The sequence below is a fragment of the Persicirhabdus sediminis genome, from assembly GCF_016595495.1.
In the GTDB taxonomy this organism is placed as follows: domain Bacteria; phylum Verrucomicrobiota; class Verrucomicrobiia; order Verrucomicrobiales; family Akkermansiaceae; genus Persicirhabdus; species Persicirhabdus sediminis.
This window is the reverse complement of record NZ_JAENIM010000031.1, coordinates 18,735-34,706: the sequence shown is the minus strand read 5'-3', so window position 1 is coordinate 34,706 and position 15,972 is coordinate 18,735. Positions and strand designations below refer to the sequence as shown.

Below are 15,972 nucleotides of genomic sequence, written 5' to 3'. Positions count from 1 at the left end.
CACTAGTAGCTCAGCCAGCTAGACTGCTAGCTGGCCACATTCTAGCAAACAATCTCCAGCTAGTCGATTTCCAGCCAGCTGGAAAACCAATCTCCAACAGGCCGCCATCCCAGCGGCCTGTTTTTTTTGTGCCCAAATCTCTGACATGAGAACTGAAATCAAAACGCTAGCTAGACCATGATCAGCTAGAAAGAACCACCCCAGCTGGAACCACCCAGGACCATTCCGCGCTGAAAGCGCTGCAGAACAAAGCCCGCGGCTTCAGCCGTGGGTTTGGCATCAACAACACCCCGCACGCTGAAAGTGTGCTAGAACCGGCGCCAGCTAACACGCAGTTAACTAAAAATGACCATCGCCAGCTGGTTCAACTGACTCGCTAGCCCGGAGGGCTTACAGAATTTAGCCGCGGGTCAACGAGCCCAAGCGAGTGCAACCCGTGGTTCGCCCAAAAAACCATGCGTCCCCCGAAGGGGAAATGGAATTCCCATCAACGCGCTTCCGCCCACTGACAAAACCATCACCACCTAGCTAAAATCCGTAAACCTTCAAGGTTTGGCTGCAAAAAAATGCACGGCATTTTTTATCACAAAATACTCAGTGCATCGTATTTATAGGCATTCCAGCCGTTTCTCGTAAAAAATTTCGGGTTTTTCCGAGCATTTCCCAGCCGCTGCAACCATCACCTTCAGGCTGACTGGCTCGCTAGCCCATTCCATTCTACCTTCGGCAGATCAACGATTGAACTCCTGCCCTGGGTGGCACTCGCTGCGCTCCCTGACCCACGGCTAAAATCCGTGAAAAAAATGCACGGCATTTTTTATCACAGAATACTCAGTGCATCGTATTTATAGGCATTCCAGCCGTTTCTCGTAAAAATTTTCGGGTTTTTCCCGAGTATTTCCCAGCCGCTGCTAGCATCACCTTCAGGCTGACTGGCTCGCTAGCCCGTTCCACTCTACCTTCGGCAGATCAACGATTGAACTCCTGCCTGTGGGTGCCACTCGCTGCGCTCCTTGACCCACGGCTAAAATCCATAAACCCTCCGGGTTTGGCTGCAAAAAAAATGCACGGCATTTTTTATCACAGAATACTCAGTGCATCGTATTTATATGCATTCCAGCCGTTTTTCATGAAAATTTTCGGGTTTTTCTGGGGGATTTCCCAGCTGACGAGAGGCATCTGCGACCCGCTGACATCGCACGCGGAATAAAATTCGCCCCATTGAATTGGCCAGCTAGATGAGAATGCGCACAGCTGGTTCTTGCCAGCTAGCCTTTGACGTAGTAAAGCAGCGAGGTGGAAACTGTAGTACGAACACGATTTGCTCCTTCGCCGACTGGCTACCTACATATTGGTGGCGCCCGCACCGCATTGTTTAACTGGCTGTATGCCCGCAAACATGGTGGTGAATTTATCCTGCGCGTGGAGGACACCGATAAAGAACGCAATACCGAAGAAGCGCGTCGCGCCATCTTTGACAGCATGAACTGGCTGGGACTCAACGACGATGAGGGACCAGAAACTGGCGGCGAGCACGGACCGTACTACCAGAGCCAGCGCGATGAAATTTACAACGAATGGTTTGCCAAGCTGGAAGAAGCTGGCCGCGTCTATGAGGACGAAGGTGCCTGGCGTTTCCGCTTTGAGCGCAAGCCAATGGTGATGCAGGACATGATCTGCGGCGAGGTGACCGTCGACTACACCGACGAATCTAATACCCCAGACATGGTGGTGAAACGCTCCGACGGCTCCTACGTATTCCATTTTGTAAATGTGGTAGACGATCTAACGATGGGCATCACCCACGTGATCCGCGGTGACGATCACCTAATGAATACACCAAAGCACCTGCAATTGTTTGAGGCCTTTGGCGTTGAGCCACCAAAGTACGCTCACCTTCCGCTGATCCTCAACATGGACGGCTCAAAGATGAGCAAGCGCGATCAGGGTGCAGCTGTTGGAACCTACGCGCCAGAAGGATTCCTTCCAGAAGCGGTGTTCAATTTCATCTCACTGCTTGGTTGGTCGCCTAAAGATGATAGCGAGATTTTCTCTATCAACGAGATCGTCGAGCGCTTCAGCTTGGAAGGTGTGAACCGCTCACCTGGAAAATTTGATATCGAAAAATGTGCGTGGGTCAACCAACAGCACTTGCTCAAACTCAGCGCTGAGGAATTTGCCGAAGCCGCAAAACCATTTGCCCTCGAGGCCTTTGGTGAGCTGCCAGAAAACTTCACCACTATCGCCGCATCTGTGCAGGAAAAAGTTTCTCTGCTCAAGGAGATCCCTGAAGCCATCGAGTTTTTCCTCAAAGAAGACTACGTATTTGCTGAAGACGCGCTGGCTAAGTTAGAGAAAAATGCTCTCGCCAAACCACTGCTAGCTAAGCTGGCTGAAGCCTTTGCTGGGCTCACTGACTGGAGTGAAGCTAAAGCAACCATCGGCGCAACCGCTAAAGCAGAAGGCGCCAAACCTGGCCAACTGATGTTCCCAACACGTGTGGCGCTCAGCGGTAAAGCTGGCGGCCCTGACCTCGGCGACATCCTCGATATCCTCGGCAAAGACGAAAGCATCCGTCGTGTTCAGCGCACGCTCGAGCTACTTGGCTAAACTATCACCAATCACTAACAAACGATGAAAGCCGTCTATACGCTAGCTGATCTATGCGATCGCCAAACACTCGATGCCGGAGCTGACAAACCAGCCAAGCTGGCTGTGTTAGGCTACCCGATCAAGCACTCTGCTTCGCCGCAGATGCATCAAGCTGCTTTAGACGAGCTGGACATCGACTGCCGATACATTCGCCTGGAAGTTGAGCCTGGAATGCTCAACGAGGCGATTGATAGAATGCGCCAGCTGGGATTTATCGGCTGCAATGTCACCGTGCCTCACAAACAAGAGGCCTTTGAAAACTGCACCCAGCTGAGCGACGATGCTCGTGCGCTTGGCGTATGTAATACACTAACATTTTCAGACGATGGCGTGCACGGTCACAATACCGACGGCCCCGGCCTGCTCAATGCCATCAAAGATGATTTTGGCGTCGAACTCAAAGACCTCAAGGTTTTGATTGTCGGTGCTGGCGGTGGTGCTGGTAAGGCAATCGCCACTCAGTGCGCTCGCGCTGGCTGCCCGCAGCTCACGCTTGCTAACCGCACGGTGGCCAAAGTGGAAGCTGTACGAGACGAGCTCATCCAACAGCTCCAGCTAGATCCAGCTAACATCCATGCCGTAGCTCCAACTGATAGTTCATTTGGCGAGCTAGTAAAATCTAGCCAGCTGATTATCAATGCAACCTCACTTGGGCTGAAAAGCGATGATCCACTGCCGATGGACGCGCAGCTCATCGATGCCAGCCAGCTAGTTTACGATGCGATTTACAATCCACCCGTAACCAGCCTGATGGCTGCTGCGGCTGAAACCGGCTGCAAAACTAGCAACGGGCTTTCAATGTTAGTTCATCAGGGCGCACTGGCCTTTGAAACTTGGTTTGGCCAACAGCCAAATACCAAGCTGATGAAATCCGCCATTTTATAGGCGGAGCAAATGTAGCTCAGCTGGAAATTATCCAGCTGATGTTTACTGTAAAATCTCGACGTTAGGCATCTTACTATCAGCGCCTTCTTCGAAATCTTCCACACTCAGTGGTTTGCTTTCTAGCACGCCGTCGTCATCGCCAAATCCAGCTGGCAGGCTATTTGCCTTCCAGTGGTTAGCTAGCACGTCGACCATCTCAATGCGCATCAAGTTGCCTTCTGCAACGAGGCGAAGCTTCACCCGCGCGCGCATGTAGTTGATTGGATCAGATTTCACCAATCCAGAACCAAAGGCCGCTTTGCCTTTGTTGTAATCTTCTATCAGCTCGACAAGCTTCTCGCCAACCTCTGAATCACGTGAGACACGACAAACTTTTTCTACGCCACCAATGGAACCAATGCCCGTGAGTGTAGGTGAATAGAGGTCGAGCACGATGTCTGAGTTCTCCGTAGCACCTTCGTATTGGTGTTTTCTCAGGTACAGGCGAAACTCACCTTCATCGCCAGCTTTCCCCGTGGCAAACAATGGCCACGAACGAGAATTGAATTTCACCAGAGCTTCCCAATCTAACTTCAACTCACCTTCTTGATCGAGGAAGAAGGCTTCAAATTCTTCCGCCCCATCAGCTGACCAGCGAGTCTCAATGCCTGAGTTGCCGTCAATATCAACATAACGATAGTATTTGAGATCAAGGTCTTTAGGTTTCACGCTCATCGCCGGATGGCTGTCGTAATAAGAAACCATGATAGGAGCCAGCCGCGTACTATCCATCACTAACTGAGTCCGTTTGATTTGGTCCCGGCTGTTCAGGTAGCCAGCTAGAATCCTGTGTGCCTTTGGCGCTACATTGCGCACGTAGTTCTGCTCGCGCATGCGTTTGCGCGCAGCCAGCACCTCTTCGAGCTCAGCTTGTTTATCACGCTCGTCGACCTCTTCTTCAGCGATATCGCGAGTTATTTCAAAAAAGGCAATCGCGCCGATGAGGATGCTGGCCCAACAAGCCGACAAAATCAGCCGCGACCGCAGTTGTTTTTTCAGCTTCTTTTTGAGCTCATGGCTCTCGTGATGGCGCGCGTTTTCGATTTGTTCTTCCGTCAGCGCGAAGCTCTCCGCGCTCTGGAATGAGGTATCATCAAAGGGTTCATCGGCTGCCTTAGCGGCGTTTTGCTCAGGTGAGCTCTCCGGTGGTTGTTTGCAATTTGGACATAATCCGCCGATAGCCCGAGGCACAGGTGATTTGAAAAATTCACCGCAAACGTGACAATGATAGAACCCTTGACTCATAATTTGATTTTATTCACAGACCCAGCCGTCGCTAACGATGCTGCGCAGCTCGTATTGGTTATCCAATGAATCTCGGCCTCTTGCCAGCTTTAATGTAGCTTGAGTCCCTTTGCGTAAGTTCATTACAAAACGCCCGTAGTTGAGCATGTCCTTGAGCTGCTCGTCATCGGCTGAGTCTTTCTCCACATATACCCAGACATATTTTGACTTATCTACAGAGGAAAATGTATAGGCTGAGTACTCGTCTGCTGTATATGGCCCTAAGTACAAATCACCACGCTTTGCTAGAATTCCACGCATAATTAACGCGCGGTTTTCTTGATATTCTTCTAGGTCAGAAAATGGAATATCGCTAAAGCAAACTGACGCGTCCCAGTCGATTTTCAGCCCATCTCCATCTCGTACAAAATACACACTAGCTGGCATGAAATCTTTTTCTACACCATTCAGAATGAGGTAAGAATTGGCGCCATTTGCTTTTACCCCCCAATGGATGTTGCGGTCGTCGTCCAATCGTAGACGTGGGAAAAAGTAATATTGCGCAGCTGAAGAGGTAAAGCTGTCGTCAGAGCGCAGCAGTCTAGCAGCACTGCGCATGTTGTCCGTATCTTCGGCTTTGTAAAAATCCTTGAGCTGTTGAAGTGCTAACTCATGGATACGGTTAGAATTTTCATGGAACCATAGCTCGTCTTTGTCATCTTCCAGCAAGGCCTCCTCTGAGTATGGGTAGCTAACTTCTGGCTGTTCGACCACTTCCTCCGGCGCCTTTTTATTCACCAGGGCCACAATGCTCAAAATAACCACGGCAAAACCGACAACAGCAAAGAAGGAATACTTTACGAATTTTCCAGAAACGCCTTTGTCTGTGCGCTTCTGCTCCGTCGCCCACTGCTCCTCTTCCCTTTGCTCGGGTGACTTGGTGCGTTGGCGTTTTTCAAAAACGACGTTGTCCCGGCGCATTTTGCCAATCTGCTTTCTACGCACTTCCTGTTCGGAAATGCCAACATCACGCTCCACAGTGGGAGCTGGTTCTACAGGAACAACTGCTGGTTGAGCTTGGGGATCTAGTTGTGCTTCCGCTTTTTTGCTAACACGACGCCTAGGCTCAACAGCGAGCCGTGGTGCTGCGCTCATAGCCTTGACGCGCTCTTCTTCGAGTTTGCGTGCGGCTGCTAGTTCGTCTGGGTCGCTAATCCGATTTGCTGGGTGATCTTCCATGTTCATTTGCTGATATAAGAACACCCCAAATTTCCACCATAAGCAAGCGAGCTTTCTGGAATTGTTTGATTGATTCTAGCACCTTTGACCGCTTATAAGACAAGCTATCATCTGCTCTTCAGTGATATAATTACCCTATCAGGGGGGCTCCCAGCCAGCGAACAAACGATCAAAAATCATGACCCATTCTGACTTTGTGATTCTCCATGCACGCCAGCTGTGATCTAGTTGGCCAACAACTATGCAAGACTCACCTAATCGCGGCACATTTATCGTCATCGAAGGCATCGATGGAACGGGAAAATCGACTCAAGTTAGAATGCTAGCCGAGGCTCTGCGAGCCGATGGTCACGAGGTGGTGCAAAGTTTTGAACCGACGAATGGCCAGTACGGAAAAGTATTACGCGAAAGCGCGAGCACTGGCAGACTGTCGATAGATGACGAACTCGACCTCTTTCTCAAAGATAGAGCCGAGCACCTCGACCAGCTGATTTTACCCGCGCTGGCTGAGGGGAAAATTGTCATTCTCGATCGCTACTATTTTTCCACCATGGCCTACCAAGGCGCTCGCGGACTAGATCCAACAATGATTCGCGAAAAAAATGAGGCCTTTGCCCCCCAGCCAGATTTGTTGCTCATCCTCGACCTCGATGTGGAAAGTGCCCACCAGCGCATTGGCCTGCGGGGTGATACCACTAACGACTTTGAAAAAGCGGAAAACTTGCGCCGCTGCCGAGATATTTTCCTATCGCTCAAACCTGAACCATTTGCCCGAGTGGTTCCAAGTACAGGCAGCATTGAGGAAATTCACAGCCAACTGCTAGAACTCGCTCGCAGCCAACTGAAATCAGCCAGCAAATAATCATCGTTACAAAATCCAGCGGATTTCACCATCGCTTAGTGATCATATCTGGTTTACCTTCCTAAGTTATGGAAATCATCGAGCAACTCGGACTAGCCCTCGGCTTTGCCTCGCTAGCTGGACTCAACCTTTACCTAACCGTATTCCTAGCTGGAATCGCGGTGCGTTTCCAGTGGGTAGAGCTGGCTGAACAGCATATGGCACTTGCCACGCTGGGCAACGATTGGGTTCTTGGCGTTGCTGGCGTCCTCTTTCTCATCGAATTTTTTGCCGATAAAGTCCCTTGGGTCGACAGCACCTGGGATAGCATTCACACTGTGATCCGTCCAGCTGGCGGCATCATGCTCGCTCTAGCTGCCTTAGGAAAAATGGACCCTAGCATCACCGTCATCGCGGCGATGTTAGCTGGCGGCACATCGCTGCTTACTCATTCGGCAAAAGCCGGCATGCGCCTAGTGACAAACCTCATCCCTGAACCGACGACTAATACTGCCACCAGCGTCGGGGCCAGCGTGGCTGAAGATACCATCGTCATCGGCGGGCTTTCGCTCATGGCGCTCAACCCAGCTATCGCGTTTTTTGCCTTCCTCGCCCTCGTCATTTTTGCGCTATTCCTGTCGCGCTTCGCCTACTCGCAGTTGAAAAAAGTAGGTGCTTCATGCAAACAGCTATGTAAACGACTCAAGTGGGCCGGCTAACAGGACACTTTCTCTAGCTGGAAAACTTGCGCAGTGAGTAGATTACACAGGCTGAGTTTTCAGAGGTCATAGCTTTGGCGCCTTGCTTGCGCTGCTTGCCAAATTTTTTGCGGTGAGTTCTGAATTGATTGTTGATGAAGGCTTTGCCGCCGATGGCGACGCCGTCGGTGAAGTATTTTATTTTATGCCGTAGTAGCTCAGCGGGTGAGATTTTGCCATCTCTAGCACGTTCATTTTCTAGCTGGGATTTGGCATTATCATTAGTCACGGCGGCATCTTCTATCAGCCAGAGTCGGTATCGATGGGCGTTTTTCTTCCAGCTAGTTTGCGCTACGCGCATCACCTCGCAGAGCCCGTAGCGACAGCGTTTGCTGCCAGCCAGCGCGGCGGCGTATCCACACCAGCGGTAGTCTTTTGGATCGCTAACGATGCCCGCTCTAACTGGATTAAGATCGATGTAGGCGGCGATGGCGTGCAGCGCGGTGAAATCTTCACCGGTTTCGTGTTCGGCTGGTTTGTTAGTCGACTCTACCAATACACTTTTGTAGCGCCCCATCCACAGCGCACCGCGCCTACCGTGAGTTTTGTTATACCATCGGCTGTAGCGCTCTTTGAGTTCTTTGACGAATTTTTCTAAATTACAAAATCGCTCTTTGTATTTAGTTAGTTGCTCATCAGCATAGCGCTCCATGCCATGGGCGCGCATGTGCGCCAGCTCGGCTCGCAGCTGGCTGATGTACGCTTTGCTATACAGCGTTCGCAGGTGGTCGATCAGCCGCTCTTCCCCTTGCTGCTTGGTTTGCGACGGTCTTTCGTCTGGCCGACCTTGTGACTCATAGGCTTCAAATTTGGCATTGAATTTCACCCTGCTAGGCACGCGAATGAGCAAGTGAAAATGGTTATCCATCAAACAATAAGTCAGTATCTTTATGCCTGAGAAGCGCGCCATGCGCCACATGATGCGCAAAAACGCTTCTTTTTCCTGGTCGCCAAACAGATAATCTCCTCCCGCCGTGCGGCTCATCACGTGGTAACAGTAGGAGTGCTGATCATCGCCAACAATGCGAACATGCCCGCCAGACGGCGGCGCACAAATCATGCCCGCCGCGCCACCAGAAAAACCCGTTTTACAATCCGCCAACTGCAGCGGCGTTAGTGGCTTCCTTGCCGCTGGTTTTGGACGATTCTGCAATGGTTCTGGAGATTTCATAATCACCAATATCGCACAGGATCAGTGGCTTGCACCTCAAAAAATGCCGTGCATCTTTTAGTAGTCACCACGAACTCCCAGAGCTGCTCGCAGTCTAAAGTAAGCCAAAAAACACCCAAAGCTCCCAAAGCACCGAGATATTATCTGTGCTTACAGAGCGAAAAATGCGGTGTCTCCATGCCGTATAGGGAGCCATATCCAAGCAAAGATGAAAAAAGATCCTCTTTGCGAAAATATCGCCTTTGTTGTATGGCGTTCATGACTTAAATAGCTGTCACCACACATGTTTCTGCTCACAAAAGTTTTCAACCTTCGCGAAAAAGCGAATCCGGAACACGAAAAACCATTTTTAGATCACCTCGACGATCTCAGAATCATGGTGACTCGTGTGATTATCACACTTGCCCTGGCCACAGTGATTTGCTGGGCGTTCAGTGACTCGTTGATGAAAATCATCCGCCAACCGGTGGCCAAACTGTGGGACATTAGCCAAGGTCAACTACTGCCAGATGTTAAAGAGACAGGAGTCAAAATCGACGTCGACACATGGGAACGGGCAAAAGAAATTGCCGACCGAGCCGCCCCACTTACTAGCGGACAGCGCCGCTTACTCTTCAAACACCTCGACGACCCGCAGCTCAGCTTTCACAGCGAGTGCGTCATCTACTACCGCACAGCCATGCTCATCAAAGATGAACAAAAGCGGCTCGCCTACGTCGAAAAATTACCCGGCATGGATGACAAAATGCGCAAGCAGGTCCTCGAGCTCGTAGCCGAGGACAAACAACCTAATGCCGACACAGGTGCTGGTGACCGCATGCTCTACATGCAGGCACTCAACCCAACAGAGGGCTTCATGCTCTCCCTCAAGTTAGCATTTTTCTCAGGTCTCATCATCTCCTTCCCTATGCTGCTGTACTTCATCATGCAGTTTATCTTGCCAGGGCTGAAGGAAAAAGAAAAGCGCGCCATGTGGCCAGCGATGGCTATCGGTTTTGGACTCTTTCTCATTGGCGTACTATTCGCCTACTTTGTCGTACTGCCGAAAGTGCTAGATTTCTTCTACAGCTACAGCAACAACCTCGGTGTATCTAACGAGTGGCGTATTGGCCACTACATCACCTTCGCCACCCAGTTCACCCTGATCTTTGGTCTAGGCTTCGAGCTACCAGTTGTGGTTATGACATTGGTTAAAATTGGCCTGCTGAACTACCAGATGATGTCTAATACGCGCCGCTACGCCATTCTAGCCATCTTCTTCACAGCAGCCATCATCACACCAACTCCAGATACCCTCACGCTTTGCCTGTTAGCTGTACCTATGTACGTGCTCTATGAAATCTGTATCTGGCTGGCATATTTCCATAACAAAAAAGAACGCGAGAAAGAAGCTGCTGAAGAGCAAGAATATCGCGAGAAATATGGTGCCGCCATCGTTCCCGCCGCAGGCCTAGAAGCGCATCCAGCCGATGACAGCTACCACGATCCATTCGAGGACGAATACGTCCACGACGAAGATGACGACCACTGGAGCGACGACGTGCACGCTGACGGAGAAGGTGAAGAATGCGACGACGGTGAAATCATCGGCGTAGATAGCAATGACGACAGCTTCTACCCAACACTAACACCTGTATCCGAAATCACCTATGGTGAGACCGATGAATCATGTAATGAAATCGATGACGACCACGACATCGACTTCCCAGACGATCACGAGGAAAAAACAGAATCATCATCAACTGAGGAAAATTCAGCTGACAGTGATGACTCTGACGACGACAAAACTAACAAACCAACCTAAGTTACCAATATGCCCATTTTCTCCATGACCGGCTTCGGCCGCGCCGAACACGCTGGCGACCAGCTTATCGCTAGAGTTGAAATCAGCTCCGTCAATCGCAAGCAAGGGGAAGTCGTCGTGCAGATGCCGCGCAGCTACTCAGAGCTAGAAGCGCGCATTCGTAAGGCTGTCCTCAGCTGCGTCTCGCGCGGTCGTATTCACGTCGCCATCACCATAGAGAAATCAGCCTCGGCTGGCGCTCAAGTCGACGTCAACCTTGAGCTGGCAAAAGCTCTTGAACTAGCCTTCACTCGTCTATCAGCAACACTAGAACGCTCGGTAACTCCAGCTGCTAGTGATTTTCTACGCACCCCTGAGGTTTTCACCTTCGACCAGGAAGAAGCTGATGCCGATGCCGCTTGGACTGTGATCCAGCCAGCACTGCAAGACGCTCTGAAAAACCTTGTCGACATGCGTTCTAGCGAAGGTGATGACCTCGAAACCGACATCAATGCGCGGCTCGACTCACTCGCCCAGCTGGCTGATCAGATAGAAACCCACGCCCCTAGTGTGCTAGAGAACTACCGTCAAAACCTTCAGCGCCGCCTCAGCGAAGCTGAGCTGGAAGTCGATCTAGCAGACGAACGCATCGTCAAAGAGATCGCCCTGTTTGCCGACCGCTGCGACATTTCAGAAGAGACAACTCGCCTGCGCTCACACCTGCGCCGCTTCCATGAGTATTTGCAAAATGACGAGCCATCTGGCAGACCATTAGATTTCCTCTGTCAGGAGCTCAACCGTGAATTCAATACCATTGGCTCTAAAGCTAACGATGCCATTCTAGCTCAGCTGATTGTTACTTCCAAAACCGAGCTGGAAAAAATCCGCGAGCAAATTCAGAACGTCGAATAAGCGCGCTCAACCCATTCCAGCCAGCTGGGATACACACCAACTTTCACCTAACTCATGGACAACGCCACCGCTGTTTTTATCGTCATCGCGCTCTTTGCGCTATGGAACCTCGACTTCGTCGCCGCCATTCTCAACATGAAATCACTGCAGCCTGAGCTGCCTGAAGAATTCAAGGGAATCTACGATGACGACAAATACGCTCAATCCCAGCAATATACCAAAGTGGGCGAACGCTTTGGCATCATCAAAGCCAGCTTCAGCTTAGGAGTATTGCTAGTCTTCTGGTTTGCCAATGGATTTGGCCAGCTAGATGTATGGGTTAGATCTCTAGGTTACAGCGAAATCACTAACGGCCTAGTGTACATCGGCGTGCTCATGGTGGCTAACGGCATCATCCACATGCCATTTGATATCTACAGCACCTTTGTTATCGAAGAGAAATTTGGTTTCAACAAAACCACTCCAGCCACCTTCATCACCGATCTCATCAAAGGGCTCGTGCTGATGGCTCTGCTAGGACTGCCGCTACTAGCCATGGTTTTATGGATCTTTGAATCCGTAGACAACGCCTGGTTCTGGGCTTGGTTAGCATTTACCTCATTCCAGCTGCTGATGACTTATTTAGCCCCCACCTATATACTCCCCTTGTTCAACAAGTTTGAGCCGATGGAAGACGGCGAGCTGAAATCAGCGATCCAAGAGATGTCTAAAAAGTGTGACTTCCCACTCACCGAGATCTACGTGATGGACGGGTCGAAGCGCTCCACCAAATCTAACGCATTTTTCACAGGTTTTGGAAAACGCAAAAAAATCGCCTTGTTTGACACCTTGATAGAAAACCAAAGCACCGACGAGCTCCTCGGTGTTCTAGCCCACGAAGTTGGCCATTTTAAGAAGAAACACATCATCCAGCGCCTCGTTTTTGGCATCGTGCAGACCGCTGTGATTTTCTTCCTGCTCGGGCTAGTGACCAACAAAGATGGCGCTTTTGCTAGAGAACTCTTTGACGCCTTTGGTGTTAGCCAGATCTCTACCTATGCGGGCTTAATCTTCTTCTCGCTGCTCTTCTCACCAGTGTCACGTGTACTTGCAGTGATTGGCAATATGTCTAGCCGCAAACACGAATTTGAAGCTGACGCCTACGCCGCGGAAATCCAGAAAACTCCAGCCCACCTCATCAGCGCGCTGAAAAAACTCGCCTCAGATAATCTCAGCAACCTAACCCCTCACCCGCTGCCCGTCTTCCTCGACTACTCACACCCACCAATGCTCACCCGTCTTGATGCCTTAAAAAAATTAGAAAATCATCGCCAAGACAGCTAAGTCTTCTAAACTAACGGCACCCAAACTCTAATCTACAATGAACGGATCCTACGCAAACCCATATACTGTCGCCCAAACTGACGTCGACACCCGCTCAGCTTTCATCCGCAAAACCTACTGGCACCTAGCTGGCTCCGTGCTCGCGTTCATTGTGCTAGAGGCAATGTTACTGAGCATTCCAAATATTGAACAAACCGTCTTTGGCCTGCTAGGAAAGTCATCCCTCAGCTGGCTTATCGTACTCGGCGCCTTCATGGGAGGCTCGATGCTAGCTACAAGATGGGCAAATAACAGCACTAGCTTAGGCATGCAATATCTAGGCTTAGGCTTCTACATTGCGCTTGAGGCTGTGATCTTTTTACCAATGATTCTACTGGCTCTACGTATGGCGCCAGACGGTGATCTATTGGTTAAAGCTGGCGGCGTAACCTTCTTCCTATTTGCCGCACTCACCGCCATCGCGTTCACCACGCGCAAAGATTTCTCATTCCTAGGTGGCATGTTGAAAATGGCTGTGATCATCGGCATCGGTGTCATTGTCATATCTATCATCGGTGGCTTTGAGCTGGGTATCCTATTCTCTGCTATCATGTGTCTCGTGGCAGGTGGCTACATCCTCTACGGTACTAGCAACATCATCCACCACTACGGAACAGACCAATACGTAGCAGCCTCTCTCGAACTCTTTGCCAGCGTCGCTCTACTCTTCTGGTACGTGCTGCGCATATTTATGTCGCGCGAATAACACGCTAACATATAACTTTATTAAATCCGTTCAGCTAAGGCTGGACGGATTTTTTTTGCATCTGTCATCTCTATCACTCAGTCAGTTAAATCGAAAAACTCAACAGCGATAAACGTTTGTAACCTTAAATAGCTGTATGATGAAAATCGTTATACTAGAAGACCGGTGAGAGCTAACTCACCCCACGTAGTTAGTTTTCAGAGAATACATATACTAACTGAGACATGAAACTACTCACCCAAATCATCGGCTGTGCTGCCCTCACATTAGGCAGCGCACATGCAACAACCACCCTCATTGGAGGTAGCATTGGCAATGGTAACTTCGAAGCAGCGCTCCCCGATGGTTCAGATAACTCCTCTATCGACTACTCTGGTCACTGGTACTACAACAGCACTTCAGGAGATGCCGCAGATGGCCAAATTAAAGCCAAAACATGGGCGGCCTCAGAAGGCTCGGCTGGTTTGTGGTTGAAAGCCTACAAAGCAGATACTGCAAGTTCCTTCGGCCAAGAATTTGCTGCCACAGAGGGATCTACATACACCCTATCAGCTGACTTCAAAGCTACGTCTACGGTCATTGCCGATGGTGCTAGCTTAGATATGTCTATCATCTGGCTAGATATCGACGGCGAGGTTATGTATGCAGAAACATTAAGTCTGTCCGACAGCTACACATCTAGCAATGAACTGTGGGAGACATTTGAACTCACAGCCACCGCCCCAGAAGGAGTAAGCGACGTACAAATCGAATTCGATTTCGCAACAACAAAAGACGGCAGCACTGGTGGAGGGTTTATGCTTGATGACGTGAATTTCACCGTCATCCCAGAGCCAAGTGCTGTAAGTCTACTCGGCCTATCAGGCATCTGCCTACTGCTGAGACGCCGTCGCTGCTAATTCAGTAACTACATTTACATAACTCACGAAGTCCACTCAGCATGCACTGAGTGGATTTTTTGTTCCCGTAGCGATATTCTAGCTAGAAGATGAATGGATGAATCCAGCTAGGCGGATGAGAAAAATTAGAAAATGAATAAGCAAACTGTCCATCTGTAGACGCTAAAAACATGTAAGAACTAGTGTTTAGGAAAAGTAAACTTCACCACCCTTGCAAAGCAGCCAATCACACCTAATTTGACGCCCATGGAAACTATCATTACAGACTTTTATTACTTAGCCCAATCAGGACACCCTCGCCCGGGTGGCATCCCTATGATTTGGATCATTGTTGGTATCTCAATGCTCGCTAGCCTTTGGGTCAGCCACATGCTCAAATCACGCTTTCAGCAATTTTCTCAGAGCCCCATTTCACAGAGCGGCCGTGAGATTGCCGAGATGATGTTACGCCAAAATGGCATCACTGACGTGAAAGTCATCAGCACACCTGGCCAGCTGACCGACCACTACAATCCAGCTAATAAGACAGTCAACCTAAGTGAAAGCGTTTACCAGCAGCGTAATGTGGCAGCAGCAGCGGTAGCGGCCCACGAATGTGGTCACGCCGTGCAGCACGCACAAGCGTACCACTGGCTGGGCATGCGCTCGAAGCTCGTCCCCATTGTTGGACTGTCTTCTAAAATGATGAATGTGATTTTGATCATGTCCATTTTTGGCGCCTACGCCACCGGAAACCTCACCTTGCTGTGGCTCTACGTAGCCTGCTTGAGCATGGTTACCTTGTTTTCCTTCATCACGCTCCCGGTAGAATTTGATGCTAGCAAACGCGCATTGGTATGGATGCAAGGCACTGGCGTGATGAGCAGCCAGTATCAAGATCAGGCGAAAAGCGCACTGCACTGGGCGGCGATGACCTATGTGGTGGCCGCGCTAGCCTCACTCGCCCAGCTACTTTATTATCTATCCATTCTGCTGGGTCGCCGCGAATAACATATCCAGCTAGAGATTTTCAATCCACGGTGAGATCACCGTGGATTTTTTTGTGTCTGGTAATAACTAGCTGATAAGGTTAGAGTGCGTCGAATTTAACAACACAACTATAACTATGTCCACAGACACACACTCTAAAGCAATTGGCTACATCTTATGGATATTTGGCTTCACTGGCGCGCATCGGTTTTACTACGGGCGCCCGGTCACAGGTACCATCTGGCTATTGACAGCTGGCCTGCTAGGTATCGGCTGGCTGATTGACCTGTTCCTCATTCCATCTATGGATAAACAATGCGACTTCCGCTACACTGGCGGCAAATATGACTACAACTTGGCGTGGATTTTCCAGACATTCCTCGGTCTCTTTGGCATTCACCGTTTCTATCTTGGAAAAATTGGCACCGGCATCCTATGGATGCTAACAGGTGGTTTGTTTGGTTTTGGCTGGCTGTACGATTTCTGCACGCTTAACGAGCAAGTTAGCATCCGCAATAGCCAGGCCAACTAG

The 15,972-nt window shown here is 50.1% G+C and carries 15 protein-coding genes; 11 read left to right on the top strand and 4 right to left on the bottom strand.

The genetic code is table 11. The annotated features are described in order from the left end of the window. Positions 1 to 18: 18 nt before the first annotated feature. The gene (locus tag JIN82_RS17455) at positions 19 to 147 is read right to left on the bottom strand and encodes a hypothetical protein (protein WP_267906507.1); all 129 of its coding nucleotides are present in this window, start codon (positions 145 to 147) and stop codon (positions 19 to 21) included. Positions 148 to 1,296: 1,149 nt separating this feature from the next. Between JIN82_RS17455 and JIN82_RS05875 the strand changes: the two genes are divergently transcribed. Continuing rightward, positions 1,297 to 2,610, top strand: a complete 1,314-nt coding sequence (locus JIN82_RS05875; RefSeq protein ID WP_200310707.1) for a glutamate--tRNA ligase family protein — start codon at positions 1,297 to 1,299, stop codon at positions 2,608 to 2,610. Between the two features lie 24 nt (positions 2,611 to 2,634). Beyond that, a complete protein-coding gene (gene aroE, locus JIN82_RS05870) occupies positions 2,635 to 3,537 on the top strand; it encodes a shikimate dehydrogenase (protein WP_200310706.1) in 903 nt (300 codons plus the stop codon). Positions 3,538 to 3,579: 42 nt separating this feature from the next. On the opposite strand, the gene JIN82_RS05865 is transcribed toward aroE, so the two are convergent. Together JIN82_RS05865 and JIN82_RS05860 are read right to left on the bottom strand one after the other, a co-directional pair. Next, a complete protein-coding gene (locus tag JIN82_RS05865) occupies positions 3,580 to 4,821 on the bottom strand; it encodes a hypothetical protein (protein ID WP_200310705.1) in 1,242 nt (413 codons plus the stop codon). A 9-nt stretch (positions 4,822 to 4,830) separates the two neighbouring features. Beyond that, on the bottom strand, positions 4,831 to 6,039 hold the full coding sequence (locus tag JIN82_RS05860) for a hypothetical protein (RefSeq protein WP_200310704.1): 1,209 nt from the start codon (positions 6,037 to 6,039) through the stop codon (positions 4,831 to 4,833). 241 nt (positions 6,040 to 6,280) lie between these two features. On the opposite strand from JIN82_RS05860, the gene tmk reads away from it, so the two are divergent. Next, positions 6,281 to 6,901, top strand: a complete 621-nt coding sequence (gene tmk, locus JIN82_RS05855; protein ID WP_200310703.1) for a dTMP kinase — start codon at positions 6,281 to 6,283, stop codon at positions 6,899 to 6,901. 68 nt (positions 6,902 to 6,969) lie between these two features. Next, entirely contained in the window at positions 6,970 to 7,599 is a 630-nt protein-coding gene (locus tag JIN82_RS05850; protein WP_200310702.1) for a DUF4126 domain-containing protein, read from the top strand. 13 nt (positions 7,600 to 7,612) lie between these two features. On the opposite strand, the gene JIN82_RS05845 is transcribed toward JIN82_RS05850, so the two are convergent. Continuing rightward, positions 7,613 to 8,809: a transposase gene (locus JIN82_RS05845; RefSeq protein WP_200310701.1), complete on the bottom strand. Its 1,197-nt coding sequence runs from the start codon at positions 8,807 to 8,809 to the stop codon at positions 7,613 to 7,615. 283 nt (positions 8,810 to 9,092) lie between these two features. Between JIN82_RS05845 and tatC the strand changes: the two genes are divergently transcribed. From tatC to JIN82_RS05810, 7 genes are all read left to right on the top strand, one after another. Then, entirely contained in the window at positions 9,093 to 10,613 is a 1,521-nt protein-coding gene (gene tatC, locus JIN82_RS05840; RefSeq protein WP_200310700.1) for a twin-arginine translocase subunit TatC, read from the top strand. A 9-nt stretch (positions 10,614 to 10,622) separates the two neighbouring features. Beyond that, positions 10,623 to 11,504: a YicC/YloC family endoribonuclease gene (locus JIN82_RS05835; RefSeq protein WP_200310699.1), complete on the top strand. Its 882-nt coding sequence runs from the start codon at positions 10,623 to 10,625 to the stop codon at positions 11,502 to 11,504. Positions 11,505 to 11,558: 54 nt separating this feature from the next. Then, complete coding sequence (locus tag JIN82_RS05830) at positions 11,559 to 12,827, top strand: M48 family metallopeptidase (protein WP_200310698.1); 1,269 nt, start codon at positions 11,559 to 11,561, stop codon at positions 12,825 to 12,827. A 37-nt stretch (positions 12,828 to 12,864) separates the two neighbouring features. Then, positions 12,865 to 13,572, top strand: coding sequence for a Bax inhibitor-1/YccA family protein (locus JIN82_RS05825; RefSeq protein ID WP_200310697.1), 708 nt, complete (start codon positions 12,865 to 12,867; stop codon positions 13,570 to 13,572). A 224-nt stretch (positions 13,573 to 13,796) separates the two neighbouring features. Continuing rightward, the gene (locus tag JIN82_RS05820; RefSeq protein WP_200310696.1) at positions 13,797 to 14,471 is read left to right on the top strand and encodes a PEP-CTERM sorting domain-containing protein; all 675 of its coding nucleotides are present in this window, start codon (positions 13,797 to 13,799) and stop codon (positions 14,469 to 14,471) included. A 315-nt stretch (positions 14,472 to 14,786) separates the two neighbouring features. Beyond that, positions 14,787 to 15,461: a zinc metallopeptidase gene (locus JIN82_RS05815; RefSeq protein WP_200310695.1), complete on the top strand. Its 675-nt coding sequence runs from the start codon at positions 14,787 to 14,789 to the stop codon at positions 15,459 to 15,461. Positions 15,462 to 15,576: 115 nt separating this feature from the next. After that, entirely contained in the window at positions 15,577 to 15,972 is a 396-nt protein-coding gene (locus JIN82_RS05810; protein ID WP_200310694.1) for an NINE protein, read from the top strand.